This window comes from Burkholderia sp. Bmkn7, assembly GCF_041103175.1.
Taxonomy (GTDB): domain Bacteria; phylum Pseudomonadota; class Gammaproteobacteria; order Burkholderiales; family Burkholderiaceae; genus Burkholderia; species Burkholderia cepacia.
Map to the genome: position 1 here is coordinate 2,727,278 of NZ_JBGCUH010000002.1, position 20,788 is coordinate 2,748,065.

The following is a 20,788-nucleotide window of genomic DNA, read 5'->3' on the forward strand; positions in this document are numbered from 1 at the left end:
GATCTGGCGTAGGAAAATGCTACGCCAGAGTGCCAAGTTTTCGCCTATTTCGTCAAGTGCAGACAAGGCACCCGATAAACGCAACTTTCGGCTCAAACCCTTTACCAGAAAGGCTCAGAGGTGTGAGAGCCAGTTGGAGCAAGGGGCTCCGGAGAGCCCCTGTTTTTGTTACTCGTTTTCTTCGAAGTAATGCCCGAACTTCGTCTGCTTCGTGCGGATATAACGCTCGTTTTCCTCGCGTACGGGCACCGCAAGCGCCACGCGTTCGCAGACGGGAATACCGTGCTTCGCGAGCGTGTCGAACTTCGCCGGGTTGTTGCTCATCAGCCGCACCGACGTCACGCCGAGGATCCGGAGGATCGCGGCGGCGGAGTCGTATTCACGGGCATCGTCGGGCAGGCCGAGGTCGAGGTTCGCCTCGACGGTGTCGCGCCCCTGCTCCTGCAGCGCGTAAGCGCGAATCTTGTTGCTCAGGCCGATCCCGCGCCCTTCATGTCCGCGCAGATACAGCAGCACGCCGCGGTCTTCGGCCGCGATGTAGCGCAATGCGAGATCGAGTTGCTCGCCGCAGTCGCAGCGGTACGAGCCGAACACGTCGCCGGTCAGGCATTCGGAATGCAGCCGCGTCAGCACGGACTGCTCGCCGGCGACGTCGCCCATCACGAGCGCGAGATGTTCGGCATCGCTGCCCGATACGCGGAAAGCGTACGACTTGAACGTACCGTAGCGTGTGGGCAGCGACGCGGTGGCGACGAGCGTCACGCACTCGTCGGCCTGGCCATTGCCCGGCGTGGGCGATTGTGGACGCGAAGACATCATGAATTCAATCGAAACGTTCAGGAATGTAGGAGTTGTGTGGATAGTGCGTGACGGGAGTTTACCGCTAATCTGGAATCGTCACGCGACTGCCGCCACCTGCGCGGCTATACTGGGCTCATCGGGTGACACGCATCACGCCCTGCCTGCCCAGCATCGACCTGCACACGGAGAAAGCGAATGAGCACGACTGTCGCGCAGATTCTCAAGGCCAAGCCGGATTCGGGCCGCACCATCTATACCGTCACGAAGACCGATCTCGTCTACGACGCCATCAAGCTGATGGCCGAAAAGGGCATCGGCGCGCTGCTGGTCGTGGACGGCGACGACATAGCAGGCATCGTCACCGAGCGCGATTACGCGCGCAAGGTCGTCCTGCAGGATCGCTCGTCGAAAGCCACCCGCGTCGAGGAAATCATGACGGCGAAGGTGCGCTACGTCGAACCGTCGCAATCCACCGACGAGTGCATGGCGCTGATGACCGAACACCGGATGCGCCACCTGCCCGTCCTCGACGGCGGCAAGCTGGTCGGCCTCATCTCGATCGGCGACCTCGTCAAGAGCGTGATTGCCGATCAGCAGTTCACGATCAGCCAGCTCGAACACTATATCCACGGCACGCCTGCGGTTACGTCCGCCTGACCCGCCCCAGCAAAAAAGGCCCAAACGCGTGAGCGTCTGGGCGGAAAGCCGCCGGAATGCGGCGACGGAGGTTCTGCTCCTGCGGGCGAATGACGCGCGCAACTGGCGCGCGTCTCGCCGATTAAGCGGTGCGCTCGGGCAGACCCGGCGGTGTTCAGTTCCCGAAGTAGACCGAATTCACGGGGTTCGGTGCTTCACGCGTCATGCGGCGGCCGGCTTGCCCGGCACCCGTTGCCACGGCACCGTAGCCGCTCGTATCGGCTTGCGCGAGCATCGGCTGGTTCGGTTGAATGCGTTGTTCGGCGGCCTGGATGTTGTCCGGATACTGCGAATCGCTCGCCAGCGGCTTGTAGCCGTTCTGTTCGAGTTGCACGAGCTCGGCCTTGACCTGGTCGCGGGTCAAACCCTGCTCGGACTGTGCAAACGATGCGATCGGGGCGGCAAGGACGGATGCGGCGATGGCTGCGTAGATGATCGACTTCATGATTTACCTCCGGAATATGTTCTCTTATGACATCGCCTCGGCAGGACTGTCTGAAGCGATTGAATGCAGTGTAGTTCTCGCATTCCCAAGGGGAAACCCTTAGTTTGAACAAACAGCGTTGCGATTTCGACAAAAATAGCCGATCGTTTTCGGGCGATATCGCGGCAACTTGCTTCAGCAGCACAACAATCGCTGACGAACTGCCGACGACCAGATCACATATACCGAAGGTTGTGTTGTAGAATCGTAAGGTTTTATTCGCCAGTCGATATTCCATCCACCATGTACGCGCTCACGCCTCTTTCGGTTTCGCCGTCCGGCCCGGCCGGCGTGCGCGCGCGCGCCGGCCATCCGGCGCATCCCCTCGCTCGACGCACGGCCCAGGCGCCGCTCGCCCCTGCCCGGCGCCTGATCTGACGGCTCGGCCTCCTCCCGGAGCCAGGTCAGACAGGCTCCGGGCGATCCTCACAGGCACGCCACGCCTGCCCCTGCCGATCATTTGGAGAACAGCCATGAAACAACGCCTTTACCAGTTGACCGAACTCGACGTTGCCCGCCTCGAGAAGCACGCCGAACACAACCCGCGCTTCCAGACGATGCTCGACACGCTGCTCGAGCGCGCCGACATCGTCCAGCCCGATGCCATCAAGGCGAACGTCGTCACGATGAATTCGCAAATCACGCTGCTTGACGAAGCGTCCCAGGAACAGGCCACCTGGACGATTGTTTATCCGGATGCCGCCAATCTCGAACTGGGCCGCCTGAACGTCTTCTCGCCCGTCGGTATGGCACTGCTGGGCACCCAACGCGGCCAGATGGTCAAGGTGATGCAGCCGAGCGGTGCCGAAAAGCTGATGAAGGTCGCCGCGATCGTGTTCCAGCCGGAAGCCAACGGCGAATACACGCGCTGAGCCGTATGCAGCGGGTATTGCCCCGCAACGGCGCACAACGAGAAAAGCGAGGCACGGGCCTCGCTTTTTTGCATCCGGACGATGCCAATCGTCGACATCTCGTTCCACAGACGAAAAAAAAGGCGCCCGAAGGCGCCTTTTTCGATGCTGCGAAGCGGGTTACCCCGCCGTCACGCTTAGAAGCGGTGACGCAGACCAACCGTTGCTGCGGTTTGGTTGATCGACGAGCTCGGCAGGTTGTTGCTGCTGATCGCATCGCCGTTGTAGATCGATGCGCCAATGCCGTTCTTCGCTGCGCGCTGGTACACAGCTTGTGCGTAGACGTCCGTGCGCTTCGACAGTGCGTAGTCAGCTTGCAGACCGAACTGGTTCCAGTGCGTGCTGCCATTGTTGATCTTCGCGTTCGTGTACGTGTAAGCAGCGCCCAGGCCGAGAGCCGGCGTCAGGTTGTACTTCGCGTTGACTTCGTAGTTGTCGGTGCGCACCGAGCCCAGGTTACCAACTGCATTGTTGTCGAGGCGCGCTTGCGTCCATGCGGCGCCGACTTGTGCCGGACCGAATGCATAACCAGCAGCAGCACCGTACGTGCGGACGCGGCCTTGGCTAGCGACGCCACCGATCGCCGACGACGTTGCGCCGCTACCGTTCGTACCGTCACCCAGGTTCGCTTGCGAGTATGCAGCAGCCAGCTTCAGACCTTGGAACTGGTATGCGGCACCCGCGCTGTACGCACGGTTGTTGCCGAAGTTCGTGTTGTTCGAGAACGAGTACGTGCCGCCGAATTGCAGGCCAGCGTAGTTCGCGCTCGTGAACTTGATCGTGTTGTTCGATGCGACATCGCCGGTCGTGCTCAGACGATCGAGGTTCAGCGGGTGCGCGAAGTACGTGCCGCCCCACGAGCCCGTTGCCGTCAGCGGCGCCAGGTAGTCTTGCGCTGCGTCGTACTGCTTGCCCAGCGTGACCGTGCCGTACTGGCTCGACAGGCCGACGAAAGCCTGGCGGTTGAACATGCCGCCGTTGTTGCCCAGCTTGCCGTCACCGATGCCGAAGCCGCTTTCCAACGTGAAGATTGCCTTCAGGCCGCCACCCAGGTCTTCCGAGCCACGCAGGCCGAAACGGCTCTGGTCAATGCCCGAACCCATCGCCCAACGCGACTTGCCGTTCACCGACTGGCCCGCTGCGTTGACGGCCGTGCCGACGTTGCTCGTGTAGGTGATGCCTGCGTCCAGCACGCCGTACAGCGTGACGCTGCTTTGCGCGTGAGCGACGGTTGCGAACGATGCTGCAGCTGCTGCAACGATCAGAGTCTTGTTCATTCGTGGAGCTCCCTTCTAAAAAGAGGCAGGTCTCGCGACCTTGTTCATAAACGGTCTGCAACCGCCCGGGAGCGCCATCGATCCTGCTGGCCGCGCCCGGATAGTTGCCCGTTTGGGAACCGTGAGTTTAGGGGTGTACCCTAGGGGAGCGATCCGCAAATAAAGAAATAAGCTTTTCCAGAACTAGAAATAATGAAAGTGGGGACGAGTTATAAGTATTTGTTTTGACGTTTGTTTTTGACTTCTTGACGGGGGCTTTTTGAAGGCTTTCATCGCACCATTCTTTCATGTCATCGTCTTGACGGTTGCATAGAAACAACAAACGGATTCGGTGCGGCACCCCGAAATCGGCAAATTTTACTCGATCCGATCTCGAATTTCGGGCTCCGAGCGCCTAAAACACATCCGTCAGCCGGTAAACAGGACGCGACATTCGTGCAGCGCGGGCAACATCCGTCGTCAGCCGCAGAAAAACAGGGAGACCGGCCTCCGCCCGCTGGCGGTTCGCCCGCCTGCCGTGACACACGGTAACAGCCTTGACCGCGCGCGTAACCCGCCCGGCGGACCGGCCGGCTAATGTAAGGCAGCCTCGAATACTGAACAGGACACGCCATGAATCGACGCTCCTTGTTGCGCGCCATCGGATTGACCGCCGCCTTCGTCGGCACCGGCGGCTGGCTCCGTGCCGCCTCGGCCCAGCCCGTGCCGCCCCCGCCGCCCGGATATCGGCCGCCCGGCCCGAACCGCGTGCCCGGCAGGCCGCCCTATGCAGACCGCCCGGGCTTCGCGCCGCCGGCCGCGAGACACGATCGCCGCCCGCCGCCGCCACGGCCGCACGGCTATATATGGACGGACGGTTACTGGCGCTGGCAGCGAGGCCGCTATATATGGGTGCCGGGCCGCTGGGTCGCACGGCGCCCCGGGCGTCGATGGGTGCCCGGCTACTGGCGCCGCCAGGGACAGGTATGGATCTACGTCGACGGCACGTGGCGATAGGCAGGCGCGCGGCACCCCGCACTCGGCCGCTGGCAGCCCCGGAACCAGGCGGCGCGACGAACCCGCGCCATTCAGCCTCGACATCATGATGCCCGGCAGGCGCCCCCGCGCGCCCTGCCCGACCTCGCCCCCCCACGCATGCGCCCAGGTGTCGATCGGATCAGGCACCCTCGACCGCCGATATGCCCGCCGGTCTGGGGTGCACCATCCCGGCTCGGCCAGCCCCCCGCCGCAGCTCTCATGCACCATACAGCGAAAGACCGCCATTGCAGTCGCCCCGGCGCGCACCCCGCAAGCGATGCACCGCCAGTGCATTCCCGCATTCGAGCCGAACGGAGCACATTGAAACATCGGCGATGCCTGCCCGCCCCATCGATATCATTCGGATAACGAAATCACGTGCGGCACCGCACGTGCAGTCGCGGCATGCCTCGTCGCATCGCACTCAAGCCGCAGCCCACCGTCCATCGACGAAACAGCGCATACGCCCTGCTCAGCGCTCGCCGCCGTCCATCTCCCGTGCACGGCGCCGCGCGGCGCAGATCGCGTGATGATGTTCGTCCGCCCACCGGATCATCGCCTGCATCGGCGTCAGGAACGACCGCCCGAGGTCGGTCAGCGCATATTCGACGCGCGGCGGCACTTCGGCGAACAGCGTGCGACTGACGAAGCCGTCCTGTTCGAGCCGCTTGAGCGTGCGTGACAGCATCTGCTTCGACACGTCGCCGATCGCGCGGGCGAGTTCGTTGAAACGCATCGTCCCGCCGGACAGCGCTTCGAGCACGAGCAGGCTCCACTGGTCGCCGATGCGGTCGAGCACATCGCGGATCGGGCAGGGCTGATCGAGTTCGACGGTTTCGTCGGCGGGCGGGAACGGCATGACGGGATTCTCTTTCAAGGGCAACGCATGGTCAGCGCGGTGTGACCTGTTCACACCGCGCTGACTTCTTGTGACGGGTTCGCGGCAACTGTACCATTCGAGCGGCCCGGCAGCCGCGCGGATTCGCCAGTTCAACGAAGCATGACGACGACGCGCCGCCTCGCCGCTCCGTATCTCGACGATACGAACCGGGCGGTGAATCCCTCGCGTCGACAGCGCACGTGCATCCGCAACCGTCGCCCGACGATCGTCATGGCCGACCCGACCCGCCGTCGCGCATCGCGCGCCAACCCACGCTTCGTCAGACAAGGAACCCGCTACATGTCATCGCTCCGCTCTCCCGTTCGCGCCGTTGCCGCGCTCGTCCTGCTGGCCGCGTCGACGGCCGCGCTGGCCGCCGGCCCGGCCACGCGCAACCTGGCCGCCGAGGAAGCCAACCGCCAGCTCGTGCTGACGTTCTATGACCGCTTCTTCAACAAGCACGAAGCGGTCGAGGCCGCCGCCGTCGTCGCGGACGACTACAAACAGCACAACCCGCACGTACCGGACGGCAAGAAGCCGTTCGTGTCGTACTTCGTCGGCGCCTTCCAGAAGAACCCGGCGTCGCGTGCGCGCATCGTGCGCAGCGCAACCGACGGCGATCTCGTCTACCTGCACGTGCATGCGACCGAGCGCCCGGGCGACCGCGGCGAGGCCGTCGTCGACATTTTCCGCGTGAAGGACGGCAAGATCGTCGAACACTGGGACGTGATCCAGCCGGTACCCGAAACGTCCGCGAACGCGAACACGATGTTCTGACGCGCGGGCCGTCACGCGGCGCGCAACGATGCACGCCGCTCGTCGGCGGACGATCGGCCGCCCGCCGGGCTAGCGCGACTGCCTCGCGGCGGCGAAGTCCCCTACAATCGAGCTTCGCCGCCGCGCCGGCCTCCGTCCCGCATGACCGCACCGCCGGCCGCCTCGCCGCCGGCTCGCCGTCGCACGCGAAACACGGCCGGTACGGGCGGCCGTTCGCGAAGACGGTGTCAACGATGAGCCCCGCCCATATTTCCCTCAGCAATGCAGGCGACCTGATCGCCAGCCTCGGCAGTCCGCAGTTTCCCGCCCGGCTTTGGGCATGGCTGCGCGAAACCGTCGATCCGCAGTCCCATTACAGCGTCGCGACGCGCTACCGGCGTGACGCGCCGTCGCATTCGGTCGACAGCGTCGACGTGCTGTTCTTCGCCGGCGGCGACGATCCCGACGGCACGCGCCACGCACTCGATCTGTATACACAGGGCGACTGGCGCAACGACACGCTGCTTCCGCACATCGAGCGCGCCACCGATTCGCAGCTCGTGTTCTCGTGCAACGAGGACGTCGACATGGCAACCGAATACGGCCGCCAGTTCGCGCTCGGCGAACTCGGCGAAGATTGCACGCTGCTCGGCAGCGAGCGCGACTATGTCTATGCGTTCTCGCTGTTCCGCCGGCGCGGCCAGCCGTCCTATACGCTGGCCGAACTGGCACTGCTGCGGCAGCTCGGCGATTTCGTGCTGCCGCTGCTGATCCAGCACGCGCGGCTCGCCCGCCTGACGCCCCGCTCGGACGACGGCGCGCTGCTGCAGCGGTTCGAACAGCGCCTGTCGGCCAGCGGCGCAACGCTGTCGCAGCGCGAACGGCTCGTGTGCCGCGCGGTGCTGCAAGGCCGGCCCGTCCCCCGGATCGCCGACACGCTCGCGCTCAAGCCGAGCAGCGTGCGCACCTATCTCGGGCGCGCGCTCGCGAAACTCGGCGTGGCGAACCGGGCCGGGCTGTTCGCGTGGTGCGTGACCGAGGAAGAACCGCCGGCAGACCACGGGCGCTAGACGACGCCTCCGCATTCCGGCCACACCCGCCGCCCCTGCCGCCCCCCGCCGCCTTTGTCGCTGGTTGTCCTAAAAACGATGACAGACAGCCGGCCGCCCCGCTCCTAGTATCTGACTCACCCGACGACGGGAACGCGTCGGATGCCACGGAGACACCGAATGCCGAATACCGGATGGACGCCGGCCCGCACGGCCGCGCGCGCGTCGCCCATCGAGCTGCCGCTTCAGGCCCGGCAGCGGGATCGGCATGACGCCCCGGCGGCGGCCGGCCTTCACCGTGACGCATCGCGGCGCCTGCCGCGCGGCACCGGCACATAACCGCCCCCGTCCCATTCAACCCGACCGGGTTCACGCGACCGGACGAGCCCCGCGGCCCGCCCGCGGGACACGTGCGCCCGTCGAACAGCCCCATCCGGAGAAGACACATGCAATACGCCGACACCGCCTACCTGAACGGCCTGCTTTACACCGGCGACGCGCAGCGCCGCTTCGCGCAGGCGCTCGCCACCCGGGACGGCAAGATCGTCGCGGTCGGCCGCGACGACGATATCCGTCCGCTCATCGGCCCCGCGACGCGCACCGTCGACCTGGCCGGCAGGCTGATGCTGCCGGGCCTCATCGACGGCCACGTGCATCCGCTCGAAGGCCACCAGATCCTCGGCGACTTCGACCTGTCCGGCATCAACGATCCCGACACGATCCTGCAGCGCATCCGCGCCTGCGCCGATGCGACGCCGAACGAGCCGTGGGTCTATCTCGGCGGCGCCAACCTGGCCGCATTCGGCGCATATCCGACCCGCGAACTGCTCGACCGCGTCGTGCCCGACCGGCCGCTGCTCGTGGTCGGCTTCGACGTGCACAGCGGCTGCCTCAACACGAAGGGCCTCGAAGCGGCCGGCATCCACGCCGACACGCCCGACCCGGCCGGCGGCGTTTACGAACGCGATGCGTCCGGCGCGCCGAACGGTGTCGTGCACGAAGCGGCGTTCTATCGCGTCTGCCCGCTCATTCCGCAACTGAGCCCGGCCGGCTATCCGAAGTCGCTCGCGAAAGCGCACGCGATGGCGCACGGCTACGGCATCACCGGCTGGTTCGACGCACGCGTCGAGGAGGCCGAACTCAAGGCGTATGCCGACGCGCAGCGCGCGGGCACGCTGAAGGTGTACATGAGCGCGGGCCTCTATGCGAACCCGCGCCGCGATCCGCGCGAGCAGGTCGAGCGCTTCGCCGCATGGCGTCGCGCGTACGAATGCGACAACCTGCGCCTGCATACGGTGAAGATCTTCGTCGACGGCGTGCCCGAATCGAAAACCGCCGCGCTGCTCGAGCCGTACGCCGGCACCGACGACTGCGGCCTCGCGCTGTGGAGCCAGGACGCGCTGAACGAGATCTGCCTGCTCGCCGATTCCGCCGGCTTCGACCTGCACTTCCACACGCTCGCCGACCGCGCGGTGCGCATGACGCTCGACGCGCTCGAATATGTCCAGATCCGCAACGGCATGCGCGACCGCCGCGCGCAGCTCGCGCACCTGCAGCTCGTCGATCCGGCCGACATGAGCCGCTTCAACCGGCTCGGCGCGATCGCCAGCGTGCAGACGCTGTGGACGGCCGCGCGCGAAGAGCAGCAGCAACTCTATCGCGACCTGCTCGGCGCCGAACGCACCGCGCGCAACTATCCGTTCCGCAGCCTGCGCAACGCCGGCGCGATGCTCGCGGCCGGCTCCGACTGGTCGGTCAGCACGATGGACCCGATGCAGATCATCCAGACGGGCGTCACGCACCTGCTGATCGACCAGCCCGACAGCCCGCCGTGGAATCCGCACGAACGCCTCGACCTGCTCACGATGCTCGAGGCCTATACGGTGAACACCGCGTATGCGCTGCGCTTCGACGACTGCACGGGTTCGCTCGAGGCGGGCAAGGACGCGAGCTTCGCGATCCTCGATCGCAATCCGTTCGCCCATCCCGTCGAGACGTTCGCGCAAACCCGCGTGATCGAGACGTGCTTCCGCGGCGAAGTCGTGTACGCCGCGCCGGGCTGGGCCGACTGAAGCACGAACCCGGCGGCCGTCAAGCGACGCCGAGCGCCAGCACCTGCTCGGTCGTCAGCACGTCGCCGAACGTGTCCGACAGCGCAGCCAGCGTCGCGCGATGGAGGTCGCGGTGCGATACCGTGCCGCCCTCCGCGATGTCGAGGTCGCGCGTCGCGCAGGCATCGTCGACGACGATCACCGCGTAGCCGAGCGGCACCGCATCGCGTGCCGCGCCAGCCACGCAGGCATGTGTCATCAGGCCCGTGACGATCAGCGTGTCGATACCGGCCGCCTTCAGGCGTGCATCGATGTCCGTCGTCGGGAACACGCTCACCGAGGTTTTCTTCACGACCGCGTGATGCGGCGCCGGCTGCAGGCTCGCGTGAAAGCGGAAGCCGTCGCTGTCGTCCGCGAAGATCGGGCTGTCGGGCGAATCGACATGCTGGACGTGAAACACCGGAATGCCCGCGCGATCGGCGAACGCGATCACGCGCTGCGCATTGCCCAGCGCGCGCGGTCCCTCGGGAATCGGCAGCCGGCCGCTGAAGTATTCGTTCTGGAAATCGATCACCAGCAGCGCGGTGCGGGCGGCGGCGATCGACGTCGGCGCGGTCGCGCCCGCCAGGGTACGGATGGTCGGATGTTGCATGGGTCGCTCTCTCGGTTGGCGTATCGAAGGAACGGCGCGCCGGGCCAGCCGGCGCCGCCGGACGCGGCCCGGACGTTTCCCGGCCGCGAGGTGCCAGTGTCGGGCCCAGCGGCCATGCGCGACAGCCGCGCGCGGGACAACGTCCGACAGGATCGGGCCAACGTGCCTGCCGCCTACGACAGCGCGGCCGTTCGCGCACCCGGCTGCGTGCGGCCGTACGCGACCATCATCAAGAAGCTGAGCAGGAAGCCCGCGCCGCCGATCAGCAGCAGGCCGATCTCGCCGAACACCGGCAGCAGGTTCGTGAGCGCCCCCGTGACGACCCACGCGACGGCCATCACCGAGCCCGCGACGCCGAGTGCCCAGCCTTGCCGGTCCTCGCTGACCGCGTCGGAGAACGCCGTGTACATCGTCGTATAAGCGACCATGTCGAAGCAGCCGACGACCATCGCGAGCGCCCACAACACCGGCTCGTGCGGGAACAGCGCGGACAGGACCTGGCCGACGCCCGCGACGAGGAGGCCCGTCTTCGCGATGTCGACCACGCGCCATACGCGCAGCATCAGCCGCACGACGAACAGCAGGCCGAACACGAAGCAGAGGCCGATCACGCCGCTGAACAGCCCGAGCCGCGCGCTCGTGTAGCCGAACTTCGCCTGCAGCAGCAGCATGATGGTCTGCAGGTAGAGCCCGTAGCCTACCTGCATCAGGAAGAACACCACCGACAGGAACGCGACGTTGCGCTGGCGCGCGGCCTCCCCGATGATGCGCAGCGGCAGCAGCGGATCGATACGCGTGTCGCCACGCAGCACGGCCGAGTCGCGATACGACGCCCAGGTCCAGAACGCGCCGATCAGCGACAACCCGGCGACGAGCACGAACGGCGTGCCGTAGTCGAACAGTGGCGAAATCGTGCGGTCGGACGTGACGCCGCCGAGCACCGGGCCGACGATCACGCCCGCGCTGAACGCGAGCGACATGATGCTCATGTTGTACGCCTTGTTTTCCGGCGTGCTCAGGTCGGTGATCGCTGCCTGCGCGATACCCTGGCAGCCGGCCATCAGCCCGGTGAGCCCGCGGCCGGTCAGCAGCAGCGCGACGCTCGCATGCCACGCACCGGCCGCCATCATCGCGTAGCCGGCCGCGAGGCCGGTCACGCACAGCAGCAGGATCTTGCGGCGGCCGTAGCGATCGGACAGTTCGCCCATCAGCGACGAGCCGAAGAACATGCACAACGGATAGATCCCGTAGCCGAGACCGAGGTAGAAATTGCGCGCGTGCGCGCCGGCGTCGGCCGGCAGGATGCCCGCGTGCGGATCGCTGAAGATCGCGGACATCATCGGATAAACGAGCCCGAATCCCATCGCGTCGAGCGCGATCGCGAGCAGACAGGGGCCGAGCAACTTGTAATCGAGCCGGGACATGGCGACCTTCCGGACAGAGTGGATGATCGCCCAAGCGTAACGACCGGGCGGCGGCAGCGGTAGGCCGCCGCCCGCGATGCTGATCATCGGCGGAACCGGCACCCTGCCTGCCGCCCGCGCCGATGGGCCGCCAGCGTTGGCCCGGAGCGGCAGGCAGCGGCCGCTACCTGGCGCTCGACGCACCGGCATCGTCGCGACGACCCGCGCGCACCCGTCACGCCGGGACGAAGCGCGCCCACTCATCCATTCGGACGGCACGCCGCGTGTGCTTTGTTGCGATCATGGCCGTCATTCATCGCACGGCACGCACACGTGCGTCCGCCACGGAGACGCCATGAACGACCCAGTCCTCGGCCCCATCGACCAGATCGGCTACGTGGTCGCCGATCTCGACCGCAGCATCGCACGCTGGCGCGAACGCCACGGCATCGGCCCGTGGACCGTTTTCCGCAACGTGCGCCTCGACGGCCATCATCTCGGCGAGCCGGTGTCGGTCACGATGAACGTCGGGCTCGCGTATCGCGGCAATCTGCAGATCGAACTGATTCACGTGACGAACGACACGTCGTCGCCGTACCGCGATGCGCACGGGCAAGCGCTCGTCGGGCTGCATCACGTCGCGTGGGTCGTCGACGATCTCGATGCGGCGATCGCACGGTTCACCGCACGCGGCTTGCGCGTCGTGTTCGAAGCCGGCAACCCGGCCACGCGCGTCGCGTATCTCGACGACCCCGACGACCCCGGCGTGCGCATCGAAGTCATCGAAGGCGCCGGCATGCGCGACATGATCGCGCGCGGCATCGCCGAATCACACACCGGAGACGACACGGATCCGGTTCGCATCGTCGACGCGGCGGCCGCCTCCGCATGAGCGGACCCGCGCGCCAACCACACTCAACAGGAGCAAGCAGCATGAAACGACTCGAAGGCAAGGTGGCGCTGATCACGGGCGCTGCGCGCGGCCAGGGCGAAGCGGAAGCGCGCCGGTTCGTCGCCGAAGGCGCACGCGTGGTGATCGCCGACGTGCTGGACGACGCCGGCCGGCGTGTCGCGGCCGAACTCGGCGACGCCGCCCGATTCCAGCATCTCGACGTGACGAGCGAGGCCGGCTGGCAGGCCGCCGTCGATGCAACGCTCGCGCATTTCGGCCGGCTCGACATCCTCGTGAACAACGCTGCCATCCTGAAGCTCGTGCCGATCGAAGCGTGTTCGCTCAACGACTATCGCAAGGTGATCGACGTGAACCAGGTCGGCTGCTGGCTCGGCATGAAATCGGCCGTGGCCGCGCTGAAGGAAGCCGGCGGCGGCTCGATCGTCAACGTGTCGTCGACGGCCGGGATGGAGGGCGTCGCGGGCGGCAGCGCGTACGTGTCCAGCAAGTTCGCGGTACGCGGAATGACGAAGGCCGCCGCGCTCGAATTCGGCCGCTACGGCATTCGCGTGAACTCGGTGCACCCGGGAGGCATCGATACCGTGATGGCGCGCCCGCCCGAGTTCGCGGATTTCGATCCGTCGTCGATCTACAGCGGCCTGCCGATCGCGCGCATCGGCAAGCCCGAGGAAGTCGCCAGCCTCGTGCTGTTCCTTGCGTCCGACGAATCCGCGTACTGTACGGGGTCGGAATTCATCGTCGACGGCGGGATGCTCGCGGGCAGCACGTTCCACTGACACGCATCGAAACCGGCACGCGCCTGCCAGCCCGGCAGGCGTTTTTCGTTTGCGGCGGCGGCACGTGGAAGTTACGGCCCCCTCCTGTCGCGATCACACGCCCGGAAACGACGATACCGCCGGCGGCTCTCCCGCGCGGCGGCATCGTCATCTGCGCAGCGACGCACCACGCGCCGCTCAATATCCCTTCGGCTGGATCGCCGGCGCGCCGTTGCCGCGCGCCGCCTGCGTGCCGCCGCGCACGAAGCGGCGCCCGTGCGGGCCGTACACGCCGTCCGGTTCCGGGTACAACGTCAGCAGCGCGAAATACAACACCCCGCCCATCACCAGCGACACGGGCACGCTCAGGTCGAGCCCGCCCGCGAGGTGGCCGAGCGGCCCGACGAACTGGCCCGGCAGGTTCACGAACGACAGCCCGACGAACGCGGCCGGCAGCCACGCGCCCATCGCGCGCACGTTCCAGCCGTGCGTGAACCAGTAATGGCCGCCGCGCAGCCCGCGGTTGAACACCTGCAGGTCGTCGGCGAGATAGTGGCCGCGCCGCGTCACGTAGCCGATCACCATGATCGCCATCCACGGGCAACTGAAGGTATCGATCAGCGTCGAGAACGTCGCGACGCTTTCGACGAGGTTGAACCAGAAGCGGCCGACGAAGATGAACGCGATCGCGATCGTGCCGATCAGCAGCGTCGCACGCACGCGATTCAGGAGGCGCGGGAACATGCTCGACACGTCCAGGCCGGTACCGTACAGCGCGGTCGTGCCGGTCGACATCCCGCCGATGATCGCGATCAGGCACATCGGCAGCAGGAACCAGCGCGGCGAGATCGCGAGCAGGCCGCCGACGTAGTCGTTCGACGCAATGAATGCGGGTGCCTTCGCCGCGATGATCGTCGCGGTCGCGAGGCCGAAGAAGAACGGCACGAAGGTCGCGATCTGCGCGGCGAACACGGCACCCATCACACGATGCTTCGGCGTGTGCCGAGGGATGTAGCGGGCCCAGTCGCCGAGCGTCGACGCGAACGACACCGGGTTGCTCAGCGCAACCAGCACCGCGCCGACGAACGCGGCCCAGAAGCCCGCGCTGCCCTGCTGCACCGTGCCCGCGTAGTTCATGTCGAACAGGCCGGCGAACGCGAACAGGCCCGCGACGAACAGCACGCTCGCGGCCCACACGGCGATCTTGTTGACCCACAGCATGAAGCGGAAGCCGTAGATGCAGACGATCAGCACGAGCACCGCGAACACCATGTACGCCGCACCGAGCGTGAAGCCGTTGACCGGCACGCCGACCATGTTGTGCGCGCCGCCGACGAGCGCGTCGCCCGAGCTCCACACCGCGAGCGAGAAGAACGCGATCGACGTGAGCAGCGCGAGGAACGAACCGACGATCCGGCCGTGGATGCCGAAATGCGCGCCGGACGACACGGGGTCGCTCGTGCCGTTGCGCGGGCCGAACAGGCTCATCGGCGCGAGGATGCAGGTGCCCGCGAGCACGCCGAGCACGATCGCGCAGACACCCGCCTTGAACGACAGCCCGACCAGCACGGGAAAGCTGCCGAGCACCGATGTGGAAAACGTATTGCAGCCGCCGAACAGCAACCTGAACAGATCGATCGGCCGTGCATAGCGCGATGCATCGGGAATGCGCTCGAAACCGAACGATTCGACCTGCGTAATCCTGCCTTCACTCATTTGTCTCCAGCTCCTCTTGTGCATCTGTACGGCCCGGGACTGCGGCGATACGACACATCGTCATCGATTCGCGGCCACTCTAAACCGGATCGCGCGGCGCAAATATCACGCATTCGAGACGTTTACGACGAAGGAGAACAATGTTTCCCGGCAGACCGGCGGCTGCCGCCCGCGCCATCCGTTCAGCGCGGGCGATGCGACGTCAGTTCGCGCGCGCTGCCGCCGGTGCGCGGCATGCGACCAGGCCCCGCTGAACGGCTTGCCGCGCCTCGATATCGGCGAGCCAGCGCTCGACGTGCGGGTAGCCGGCAAGGTCGAGATCGAGCTCGGCCGCCGCGCGCAGCCACGGGAACGCGGCGATGTCGGCGATCGAGTACCGCGACGAAGCGAGATACGCCGATTCCGCCAATCGGCCGTTCACGACGCCATAGAGGCGCCGCGCTTCGTTCCGGTAGCGCTCGATCGCTTGCGCATTGACCGTCTTCGATGCATGCAGGAACCACCAGAGCTGGCCGAGCATCGGCCCGATCCCGCCGATCTGGAAGTGCAGCCATTGCTGCACCGCCGTGCGCTCGGCCAGCGTTTCCGGATGCAGAAAACGCGTCTTCGCAGCGAGATAGCTGAGGATCGCACCGGATTCGAACACGGTCAGCCCGGTGTCGTGGTCGACGATGGCCGGGATCTTGCCGTTCGGGTTGATCGCGAGATACGCCGGGCTGCGCTGCTCGCCGGCGGACAGGTTCACGTGCACGCGCTCGTGCGCGAGCCCGGCCTCCTCCAGGTAGATCGCGATCTTGTGCCCGTTCGGCGTGTCGGCCGTATAGAACGTGAGGGAATGCGTCGAAGTCATGTCGGTCCTTGTCTTCCGGTTGTCGTTGCAATTACAATCATTGCAATTGCAATCATATGCCGGAACCGACGCCCCGGCGACATGCCAATACCGGAAGGAGGGACATGCAGACTGCGCGATCCGGTCCGCCCGTGCGGACGCCCGACACCCGCCGCGCCGCGGTGGCCTGCCTAGAAAGACTGCTGACGCAGCGTCTCGCGCCGCGTGGCCGTGCGGTGTCGCCGCTCGGCGCGATGCGCGCGGCCGCCGATTGCCTCGAACGCGATGCGGCGACATCGGAACACGTCTGGATCGTGCGAGCGGACACGCGTGCGCCGTTTGCAGACGCGGGGGCGCATCGCCGCATCAGCGCGTGGCCGCTGCGGTTTCTCGATGCGCGCAAGCGGTTCGAGCGGCCGCTGCTGTACCTGCTGCATGCACGCGCGACCGACCGGCTGCGGCTGGCGTCGATCGAAACCGTCGACCGCGGGATCTTCGTGAACGATGCCGAAACGCTCGCATCGTTCTGGCCGAAAGGGGTGACGCCCGACGTCCCGCACTGGCTGGCCGCGAACCCCGCGTGCACGCCATACGATCCGGCCTCGGGACATGAGGCGATCGCGATCCTGCGCCACGCGCTGCGAACGCTTTATGTCGCCGGCCAGCCGGGGTTCTGCTACCTCGCGAGCCACGACGACCCCGTGCCCGACGCGAAACCGCTGTCGGCCACCGCGGCCCGCGATGCGTTCAGCGGCATGGTGCGGGCCGGCCGTCGGGCGGCGGCCGGCGCTGCCGCCCGGATCCGGCTGTGCGGCGCAGGCAGCACGCTGGCACAGGTGCAGGAGGCGGCCGATCTGCTGCGCGACGAATGGCGCGTCGATTCGACGATCTGGAGCTGCCCGAGCTACACGCAGCTCGCCCGCGACGGTCACGCGGCCGACCGGTGGAACCTGCTGCATCCGCACGACGAGCCGCAGGTCCCGCATGTGCGCCGATGCATCGGCGACAGCCGCACGCCGGTGCTCGCCGTGACGGGCTATGCGCGGCACGTCGCCGCGCAGATCGGCGCGTTCGTCCCGGCCCGCTTCGCGGCGCTCGGTGCGGACTCGGCGGCCCCGGACACCGGCGCACGCGCGCCGAATGCACGCTGGATCGCCGCGGTCGCGCTACGCGTGCTGGCCGACGACGGCCGCGTGCCTGCCGACTGGGCCGTGCAGGCGATGCGCCGCCACGCGAGCGGCTGACGCGCCGGCGGCCCGCCGCTACTTCGCGTCGGCTGCCGCCTCGCGCGCCGCGGCGGTCGCACGATCGAGCGCGGCGGCCATCGCCGCCTGCTCCTTGCCGCCGAACTGATCGAGGAAGAGTTCCGCGACCGTCGACTGGTACACCTTCCACATCTTCTTGCGCAGCGTGCGCCCCTTGTCGGTGATGCTCGCGTACGCGGCGCGGCCGTCGTCCGCCGAACGGGCGCGCGTGACGAGCCCTTCCTGTTCGAGCCGGTCGACCAGCCGCGTGAGGTTGTAACGCTCGATCGCGAGCACGTCGGCCAGCTCGTGCATCCGGCGCGTGCCGTCGGGCCCGCTCTCGAGCCCCCACAACGCGTCGTACCACGCATACGCCGGCAGGCCGGCAGCCGCGAGGCGGCGCTCGATTTCGCGAATCATCGTCCGGTGCGCGCGGACGAACGAGAACCACAGATCGGGTTCGGGTGCGCTCATGTCAGGTCGTTCCTCTCATTGAATTGCAGTTGCAATTAAATTTTACCTCGATAACAATTGCCGCCATACGATTGCAATTGCAATCATCTGCCCGCCGATCGACGGGCGTCCCGTCGCGCGATGCGGCGCCACGACCGCCGCCCCGCGCAGCCTTATGCTTCTGGAGACATTGCATGACCGCACCTCTCGCGCTACCCGACATCGACCCGCAGGAAACCCGCGAATGGCTCGATGCGCTCGAATCCGTGATCGCGCTCGAAGGCCGCCCGCGCGCGCATTACCTGATCGACCGGCTTTCCGACCTCGACGCGGCGCGCCACGGCGACCTGCACGGCCGCGTGACGACCGCGTACGTGAACACGGTGCCGCGCGAACGGCAGCCGGCCTATCCGGGGGATCTCGCGCTCGAACGGCGCCTCAACGCGATGATTCGCTGGAACGCGATGGTGATGGTGCTGCGTGCCGGCCGGCATTCGAACGTCGGCGGCCACATCGCGACCTACCAGTCGGCCGCGGTGCTGTACGACGTCGGTTTCGATCACTTCTTCCGCGGCCGCACCGATACCTTCGACGGCGACATGGTCTACATCCAGGGCCATTCGGCGCCCGGCATCTACGGCCGCGCGTACCTGGAAGGCCGCATCACGGACGCGCAACTCGACAACTTCCGCCGCGAGACCGGCCGCGAAGCGGGACGCGACGGGCTGTCGTCGTATCCGCATCCGCGGCTGATGCCGGATTTCTGGCAATTCCCCACCGTGTCGATGGGGCTCGGGCCGCTCACGGCCGCGTATCAGGCGCGCTTCATGCGCTACCTCGAATATCGCGGGCTGAAAGCGCACCAAGGCCGCAAGGTCTGGGCATTTCTCGGCGACGGCGAAATGGACCAGCCCGAATCGCTCGCCGCGATCTCGCTCGCCGGGCGCGAACGGCTCGACAACCTGATCTTCGTCGTCAACTGCAACCTGCAGCGTCTCGACGGCCCGGTACGCGGCAACGGCAAGGTCATCCAGGAACTCGAAGGCACGTTCCGCGCGGCGGGCTGGAACGTCGTGAAGGTGATCTGGGGCGGCGGCTGGGATCGCCTGCTCGAACGCGACACAACGGGCCTGCTGCGTCAGCGCATGATGGAATGCGTCGACGGCGACTACCAGACCTTCAAGTCGCAGAGCGGCGCATACGTGCGCGAGCATTTCTTCGGCAAGTATCCCGAGCTGCTCGAGCTCGTCGCCGACCTGTCCGACGACGACATCTGGAAACTCGCGCGCGGCGGCCACGATCCGGAAAAGGTGCATGCGGCCTATACGCAGGCGATGCACGCGGCCGGGCGGCCGACCGTCGTCCTCGCGAAGACGGTCAAGGGCTTCGGAATGGGCGAAGCCGGCGAAGGCCAGAACGTGAACCACCAGTTGAAGAAGATGAGCGCGGACGCCGTACGCGCGTTCCGCGACCGCTTCGCGCTGCCGGTCAGCGACGCGCAACTCGACGACCTGCCGTACCTGAAACCCGAACCCGGCAGCGCCGAGGCACGCTACTTCGCGGAACGCCGCGCCGCGCTCGGCGGCCACGTACCGGCCCGCTTCAGCGACGTGGCGCCACTGCCGGTGCCGCCGCTCGCCGCGTTCGACGCGCAGCTCAAGGACAGCGGCGAACGCGCGCTGTCCACGACGATGGCGTTCGTGCGAATCCTCGGCACGCTGCTGAAGGACCCGGCACTCGGCAAGCTGGTCGTCCCGATCGTGCCGGACGAATCCCGCACGTTCGGGATGGAGGGGCTGTTCCGCCAGATCGGCATCCACTCGCATCTCGGCCAGCTCTATACGCCGCAGGACGCGGGCCAGCTCAGCTACTACCGGGAAGCGAAGGACGGGCAGATCCTGCAGGAAGGGATCAACGAATCGGGTGCGATCGCGTCGTGGATCGCGGCCGGTACCGCCTACAGCAACCACGGCCTGCCGGCGATCCCGTTCTACATCTTCTATTCGATGTTCGGGCTGCAGCGGGTCGGCGATCTCGCGTGGGCGGCCGGCGACGCGCGTACGCGCGGCTTCCTGCTCGGCGCGACGTCGGGCCGCACGACGCTGATGGGCGAAGGGCTGCAGCACGACGACGGGCACAGCCACGTGCTGTCGTCGGTGATTCCGAACTGCGTGTCGTACGACCCGACCTATGCGTACGAACTCGCGGTGATCGTGCGCGACGGCCTGCGGCGGATGTTCGCGGAACAGGAGGACGTCTACTACTACATCACGCTGCTCAACGAGAACTACCCGCATCCGGCGCTGCCCGACGGCGCGGAGGCCGGCATTCTCAAGGGCCTCTACCTGCTGCGCGAAGGCGCGTCGCGCGCGGCCGACGTGCCGCGCGTGCAGTTGATGGGCAGCGGCGCGATCCTGCGTGAAGCGATCGCCGCGAGCGACCTGCTCGCGCGGGACTTCGGCGTGTCGAGCGACGTATGGAGCGCGACGAGCCTGAACGAGCTGCGCCGCGACGGGCTGGCCGCCGAACGCTGGAACCTGCTGCACCCCGATGAAGCGCCGCGCGTGCCGTACGTGCAGCAATGCCTCGACGGCCGCACGGGGCCGGTGGTCGTCGCGACCGATTACATGAAGATCGTCGGCGACCAGATCCGTGCGTTCGTCGACGGCCGGCGCTTCGTGTCGCTCGGCACCGACGGCTTCGGCCGCTCGGATACGCGCGACGCGCTGCGCACGTTCTTCGAGGTCGACCGGCACTTCATCGTGGTCGCGGCGCTGAAGGCGCTCGCCGACGACGGCGCGATCCCGCGTGCACGCGTCGGCGAAGCCATCCGGCGCTACGGCATCGACATCGACAAGATCGATCCGGCCAGCGTGTAGTCACGCGCCGCGCGGCAGGCAG

19 protein-coding genes are annotated in these 20,788 nt (G+C 66.9%); 10 read left to right on the plus strand and 9 right to left on the minus strand.

Going from position 1 to position 20,788, the window contains the following annotated elements; translation table 11 throughout:
- Positions 1–168: 168 nt before the first annotated feature.
- Positions 169–819 (minus strand): GTP cyclohydrolase II, encoded by a 651-nt coding sequence (gene ribA, locus AB3K92_RS18130; protein WP_059484771.1) that lies wholly within the window; start codon positions 817–819, stop codon positions 169–171.
- Positions 820–996: 177 nt separating this feature from the next.
- On the opposite strand from ribA, the gene AB3K92_RS18135 reads away from it, so the two are divergent.
- Positions 997–1,458: a CBS domain-containing protein gene (locus AB3K92_RS18135; protein ID WP_021162297.1), complete on the plus strand. Its 462-nt coding sequence runs from the start codon at positions 997–999 to the stop codon at positions 1,456–1,458.
- A 154-nt stretch (positions 1,459–1,612) separates the two neighbouring features.
- Here AB3K92_RS18135 and AB3K92_RS18140 read toward each other — a convergent pair whose 3' ends face one another.
- Complete coding sequence (locus AB3K92_RS18140; protein WP_027789405.1) at positions 1,613–1,942, minus strand: DUF4148 domain-containing protein; 330 nt, start codon at positions 1,940–1,942, stop codon at positions 1,613–1,615.
- Positions 1,943–2,454: 512 nt separating this feature from the next.
- On the opposite strand from AB3K92_RS18140, the gene AB3K92_RS18145 reads away from it, so the two are divergent.
- A complete protein-coding gene (locus AB3K92_RS18145; RefSeq protein ID WP_021162294.1) occupies positions 2,455–2,853 on the plus strand; it encodes a GreA/GreB family elongation factor in 399 nt (132 codons plus the stop codon).
- 176 nt (positions 2,854–3,029) lie between these two features.
- On the opposite strand, the gene AB3K92_RS18150 is transcribed toward AB3K92_RS18145, so the two are convergent.
- A complete protein-coding gene (locus tag AB3K92_RS18150) occupies positions 3,030–4,169 on the minus strand; it encodes a porin (protein ID WP_060225017.1) in 1,140 nt (379 codons plus the stop codon).
- 612 nt (positions 4,170–4,781) lie between these two features.
- On the opposite strand from AB3K92_RS18150, the gene AB3K92_RS18155 reads away from it, so the two are divergent.
- A complete protein-coding gene (locus AB3K92_RS18155) occupies positions 4,782–5,165 on the plus strand; it encodes a YXWGXW repeat-containing protein (protein ID WP_059652797.1) in 384 nt (127 codons plus the stop codon).
- 493 nt (positions 5,166–5,658) lie between these two features.
- On the opposite strand, the gene AB3K92_RS18160 is transcribed toward AB3K92_RS18155, so the two are convergent.
- Positions 5,659–6,045, minus strand: a complete 387-nt coding sequence (locus tag AB3K92_RS18160) for a winged helix-turn-helix transcriptional regulator (protein WP_369465564.1) — start codon at positions 6,043–6,045, stop codon at positions 5,659–5,661.
- Between the two features lie 321 nt (positions 6,046–6,366).
- On the opposite strand from AB3K92_RS18160, the gene AB3K92_RS18165 reads away from it, so the two are divergent.
- The 3 genes from AB3K92_RS18165 to AB3K92_RS18175 all read left to right on the plus strand — a co-directional run bounded on the left by AB3K92_RS18165 (position 6,367) and on the right by AB3K92_RS18175 (position 9,943).
- Entirely contained in the window at positions 6,367–6,843 is a 477-nt protein-coding gene (locus AB3K92_RS18165; RefSeq protein WP_059668005.1) for a nuclear transport factor 2 family protein, read from the plus strand.
- A gap of 233 nt (positions 6,844–7,076) precedes the next feature.
- The gene (locus AB3K92_RS18170) at positions 7,077–7,892 is read left to right on the plus strand and encodes a helix-turn-helix transcriptional regulator (RefSeq protein WP_059484767.1); all 816 of its coding nucleotides are present in this window, start codon (positions 7,077–7,079) and stop codon (positions 7,890–7,892) included.
- A gap of 425 nt (positions 7,893–8,317) precedes the next feature.
- Positions 8,318–9,943, plus strand: a complete 1,626-nt coding sequence (locus AB3K92_RS18175; RefSeq protein ID WP_059813677.1) for an amidohydrolase — start codon at positions 8,318–8,320, stop codon at positions 9,941–9,943.
- 19 nt (positions 9,944–9,962) lie between these two features.
- Here the strand turns inward: AB3K92_RS18175 and AB3K92_RS18180 are convergent, their stop codons facing one another.
- Positions 9,963–10,574, minus strand: a complete 612-nt coding sequence (locus AB3K92_RS18180) for a cysteine hydrolase family protein (RefSeq protein ID WP_124844095.1) — start codon at positions 10,572–10,574, stop codon at positions 9,963–9,965.
- Positions 10,575–10,747: 173 nt separating this feature from the next.
- Positions 10,748–11,998, minus strand: a complete 1,251-nt coding sequence (locus AB3K92_RS18185) for an MFS transporter (RefSeq protein ID WP_369465565.1) — start codon at positions 11,996–11,998, stop codon at positions 10,748–10,750.
- Positions 11,999–12,332: 334 nt separating this feature from the next.
- Between AB3K92_RS18185 and AB3K92_RS18190 the strand changes: the two genes are divergently transcribed.
- Together AB3K92_RS18190 and AB3K92_RS18195 are read left to right on the plus strand one after the other, a co-directional pair.
- Positions 12,333–12,869, plus strand: coding sequence for a VOC family protein (locus AB3K92_RS18190; RefSeq protein WP_059706065.1), 537 nt, complete (start codon positions 12,333–12,335; stop codon positions 12,867–12,869).
- Between the two features lie 41 nt (positions 12,870–12,910).
- Positions 12,911–13,666: a glucose 1-dehydrogenase gene (locus AB3K92_RS18195; protein ID WP_059706063.1), complete on the plus strand. Its 756-nt coding sequence runs from the start codon at positions 12,911–12,913 to the stop codon at positions 13,664–13,666.
- A 177-nt stretch (positions 13,667–13,843) separates the two neighbouring features.
- Here the strand turns inward: AB3K92_RS18195 and AB3K92_RS18200 are convergent, their stop codons facing one another.
- The gene (locus AB3K92_RS18200) at positions 13,844–15,361 is read right to left on the minus strand and encodes a cytosine permease (RefSeq protein WP_369465566.1); all 1,518 of its coding nucleotides are present in this window, start codon (positions 15,359–15,361) and stop codon (positions 13,844–13,846) included.
- A gap of 202 nt (positions 15,362–15,563) precedes the next feature.
- Entirely contained in the window at positions 15,564–16,211 is a 648-nt protein-coding gene (locus AB3K92_RS18205) for a glutathione S-transferase family protein (protein WP_021162279.1), read from the minus strand.
- A gap of 104 nt (positions 16,212–16,315) precedes the next feature.
- On the opposite strand from AB3K92_RS18205, the gene AB3K92_RS18210 reads away from it, so the two are divergent.
- Positions 16,316–17,434, plus strand: a complete 1,119-nt coding sequence (locus AB3K92_RS18210) for a pyruvate dehydrogenase (RefSeq protein ID WP_369465567.1) — start codon at positions 16,316–16,318, stop codon at positions 17,432–17,434.
- Between the two features lie 18 nt (positions 17,435–17,452).
- Here AB3K92_RS18210 and AB3K92_RS18215 read toward each other — a convergent pair whose 3' ends face one another.
- Positions 17,453–17,908, minus strand: coding sequence for a MarR family winged helix-turn-helix transcriptional regulator (locus AB3K92_RS18215; RefSeq protein ID WP_027789419.1), 456 nt, complete (start codon positions 17,906–17,908; stop codon positions 17,453–17,455).
- Positions 17,909–18,081: 173 nt separating this feature from the next.
- Between AB3K92_RS18215 and aceE the strand changes: the two genes are divergently transcribed.
- Positions 18,082–20,766: a pyruvate dehydrogenase (acetyl-transferring), homodimeric type gene (gene aceE / locus AB3K92_RS18220; RefSeq protein WP_369465568.1), complete on the plus strand. Its 2,685-nt coding sequence runs from the start codon at positions 18,082–18,084 to the stop codon at positions 20,764–20,766.
- Positions 20,767–20,788: the final 22 nt, after the last annotated feature.

Bases quoted from the DNA above. Each gene is read 5' to 3' on its own strand.
- ribA (WP_059484771.1), bottom strand. From the start codon at position 819: ATGATGTCTTCGCGTCCACAATCGCCCACGCCGGGCAATGGCCAGGCC.
- AB3K92_RS18165 (WP_059668005.1), top strand. From the start codon at position 6,367: ATGTCATCGCTCCGCTCTCCCGTTCGCGCCGTTGCCGCGCTCGTCCTG.
- AB3K92_RS18135 (WP_021162297.1), top strand. From the start codon at position 997: ATGAGCACGACTGTCGCGCAGATTCTCAAGGCCAAGCCGGATTCGGGC.
- AB3K92_RS18180 (WP_124844095.1), bottom strand. From the start codon at position 10,574: ATGCAACATCCGACCATCCGTACCCTGGCGGGCGCGACCGCGCCGACG.
- AB3K92_RS18205 (WP_021162279.1), bottom strand. From the start codon at position 16,211: ATGACTTCGACGCATTCCCTCACGTTCTATACGGCCGACACGCCGAAC.
- aceE (WP_369465568.1), top strand. From the start codon at position 18,082: ATGACCGCACCTCTCGCGCTACCCGACATCGACCCGCAGGAAACCCGC.
- AB3K92_RS18150 (WP_060225017.1), bottom strand. From the start codon at position 4,169: ATGAACAAGACTCTGATCGTTGCAGCAGCTGCAGCATCGTTCGCAACC.
- AB3K92_RS18170 (WP_059484767.1), top strand. From the start codon at position 7,077: ATGAGCCCCGCCCATATTTCCCTCAGCAATGCAGGCGACCTGATCGCC.
- AB3K92_RS18175 (WP_059813677.1), top strand. From the start codon at position 8,318: ATGCAATACGCCGACACCGCCTACCTGAACGGCCTGCTTTACACCGGC.
- AB3K92_RS18160 (WP_369465564.1), bottom strand. From the start codon at position 6,045: ATGCCGTTCCCGCCCGCCGACGAAACCGTCGAACTCGATCAGCCCTGC.
- AB3K92_RS18185 (WP_369465565.1), bottom strand. From the start codon at position 11,998: ATGTCCCGGCTCGATTACAAGTTGCTCGGCCCCTGTCTGCTCGCGATC.
- AB3K92_RS18210 (WP_369465567.1), top strand. From the start codon at position 16,316: ATGCAGACTGCGCGATCCGGTCCGCCCGTGCGGACGCCCGACACCCGC.
- AB3K92_RS18200 (WP_369465566.1), bottom strand. From the start codon at position 15,361: ATGAGTGAAGGCAGGATTACGCAGGTCGAATCGTTCGGTTTCGAGCGC.
- AB3K92_RS18195 (WP_059706063.1), top strand. From the start codon at position 12,911: ATGAAACGACTCGAAGGCAAGGTGGCGCTGATCACGGGCGCTGCGCGC.
- AB3K92_RS18155 (WP_059652797.1), top strand. From the start codon at position 4,782: ATGAATCGACGCTCCTTGTTGCGCGCCATCGGATTGACCGCCGCCTTC.
- AB3K92_RS18215 (WP_027789419.1), bottom strand. From the start codon at position 17,908: ATGAGCGCACCCGAACCCGATCTGTGGTTCTCGTTCGTCCGCGCGCAC.
- AB3K92_RS18190 (WP_059706065.1), top strand. From the start codon at position 12,333: ATGAACGACCCAGTCCTCGGCCCCATCGACCAGATCGGCTACGTGGTC.
- AB3K92_RS18140 (WP_027789405.1), bottom strand. From the start codon at position 1,942: ATGAAGTCGATCATCTACGCAGCCATCGCCGCATCCGTCCTTGCCGCC.
- AB3K92_RS18145 (WP_021162294.1), top strand. From the start codon at position 2,455: ATGAAACAACGCCTTTACCAGTTGACCGAACTCGACGTTGCCCGCCTC.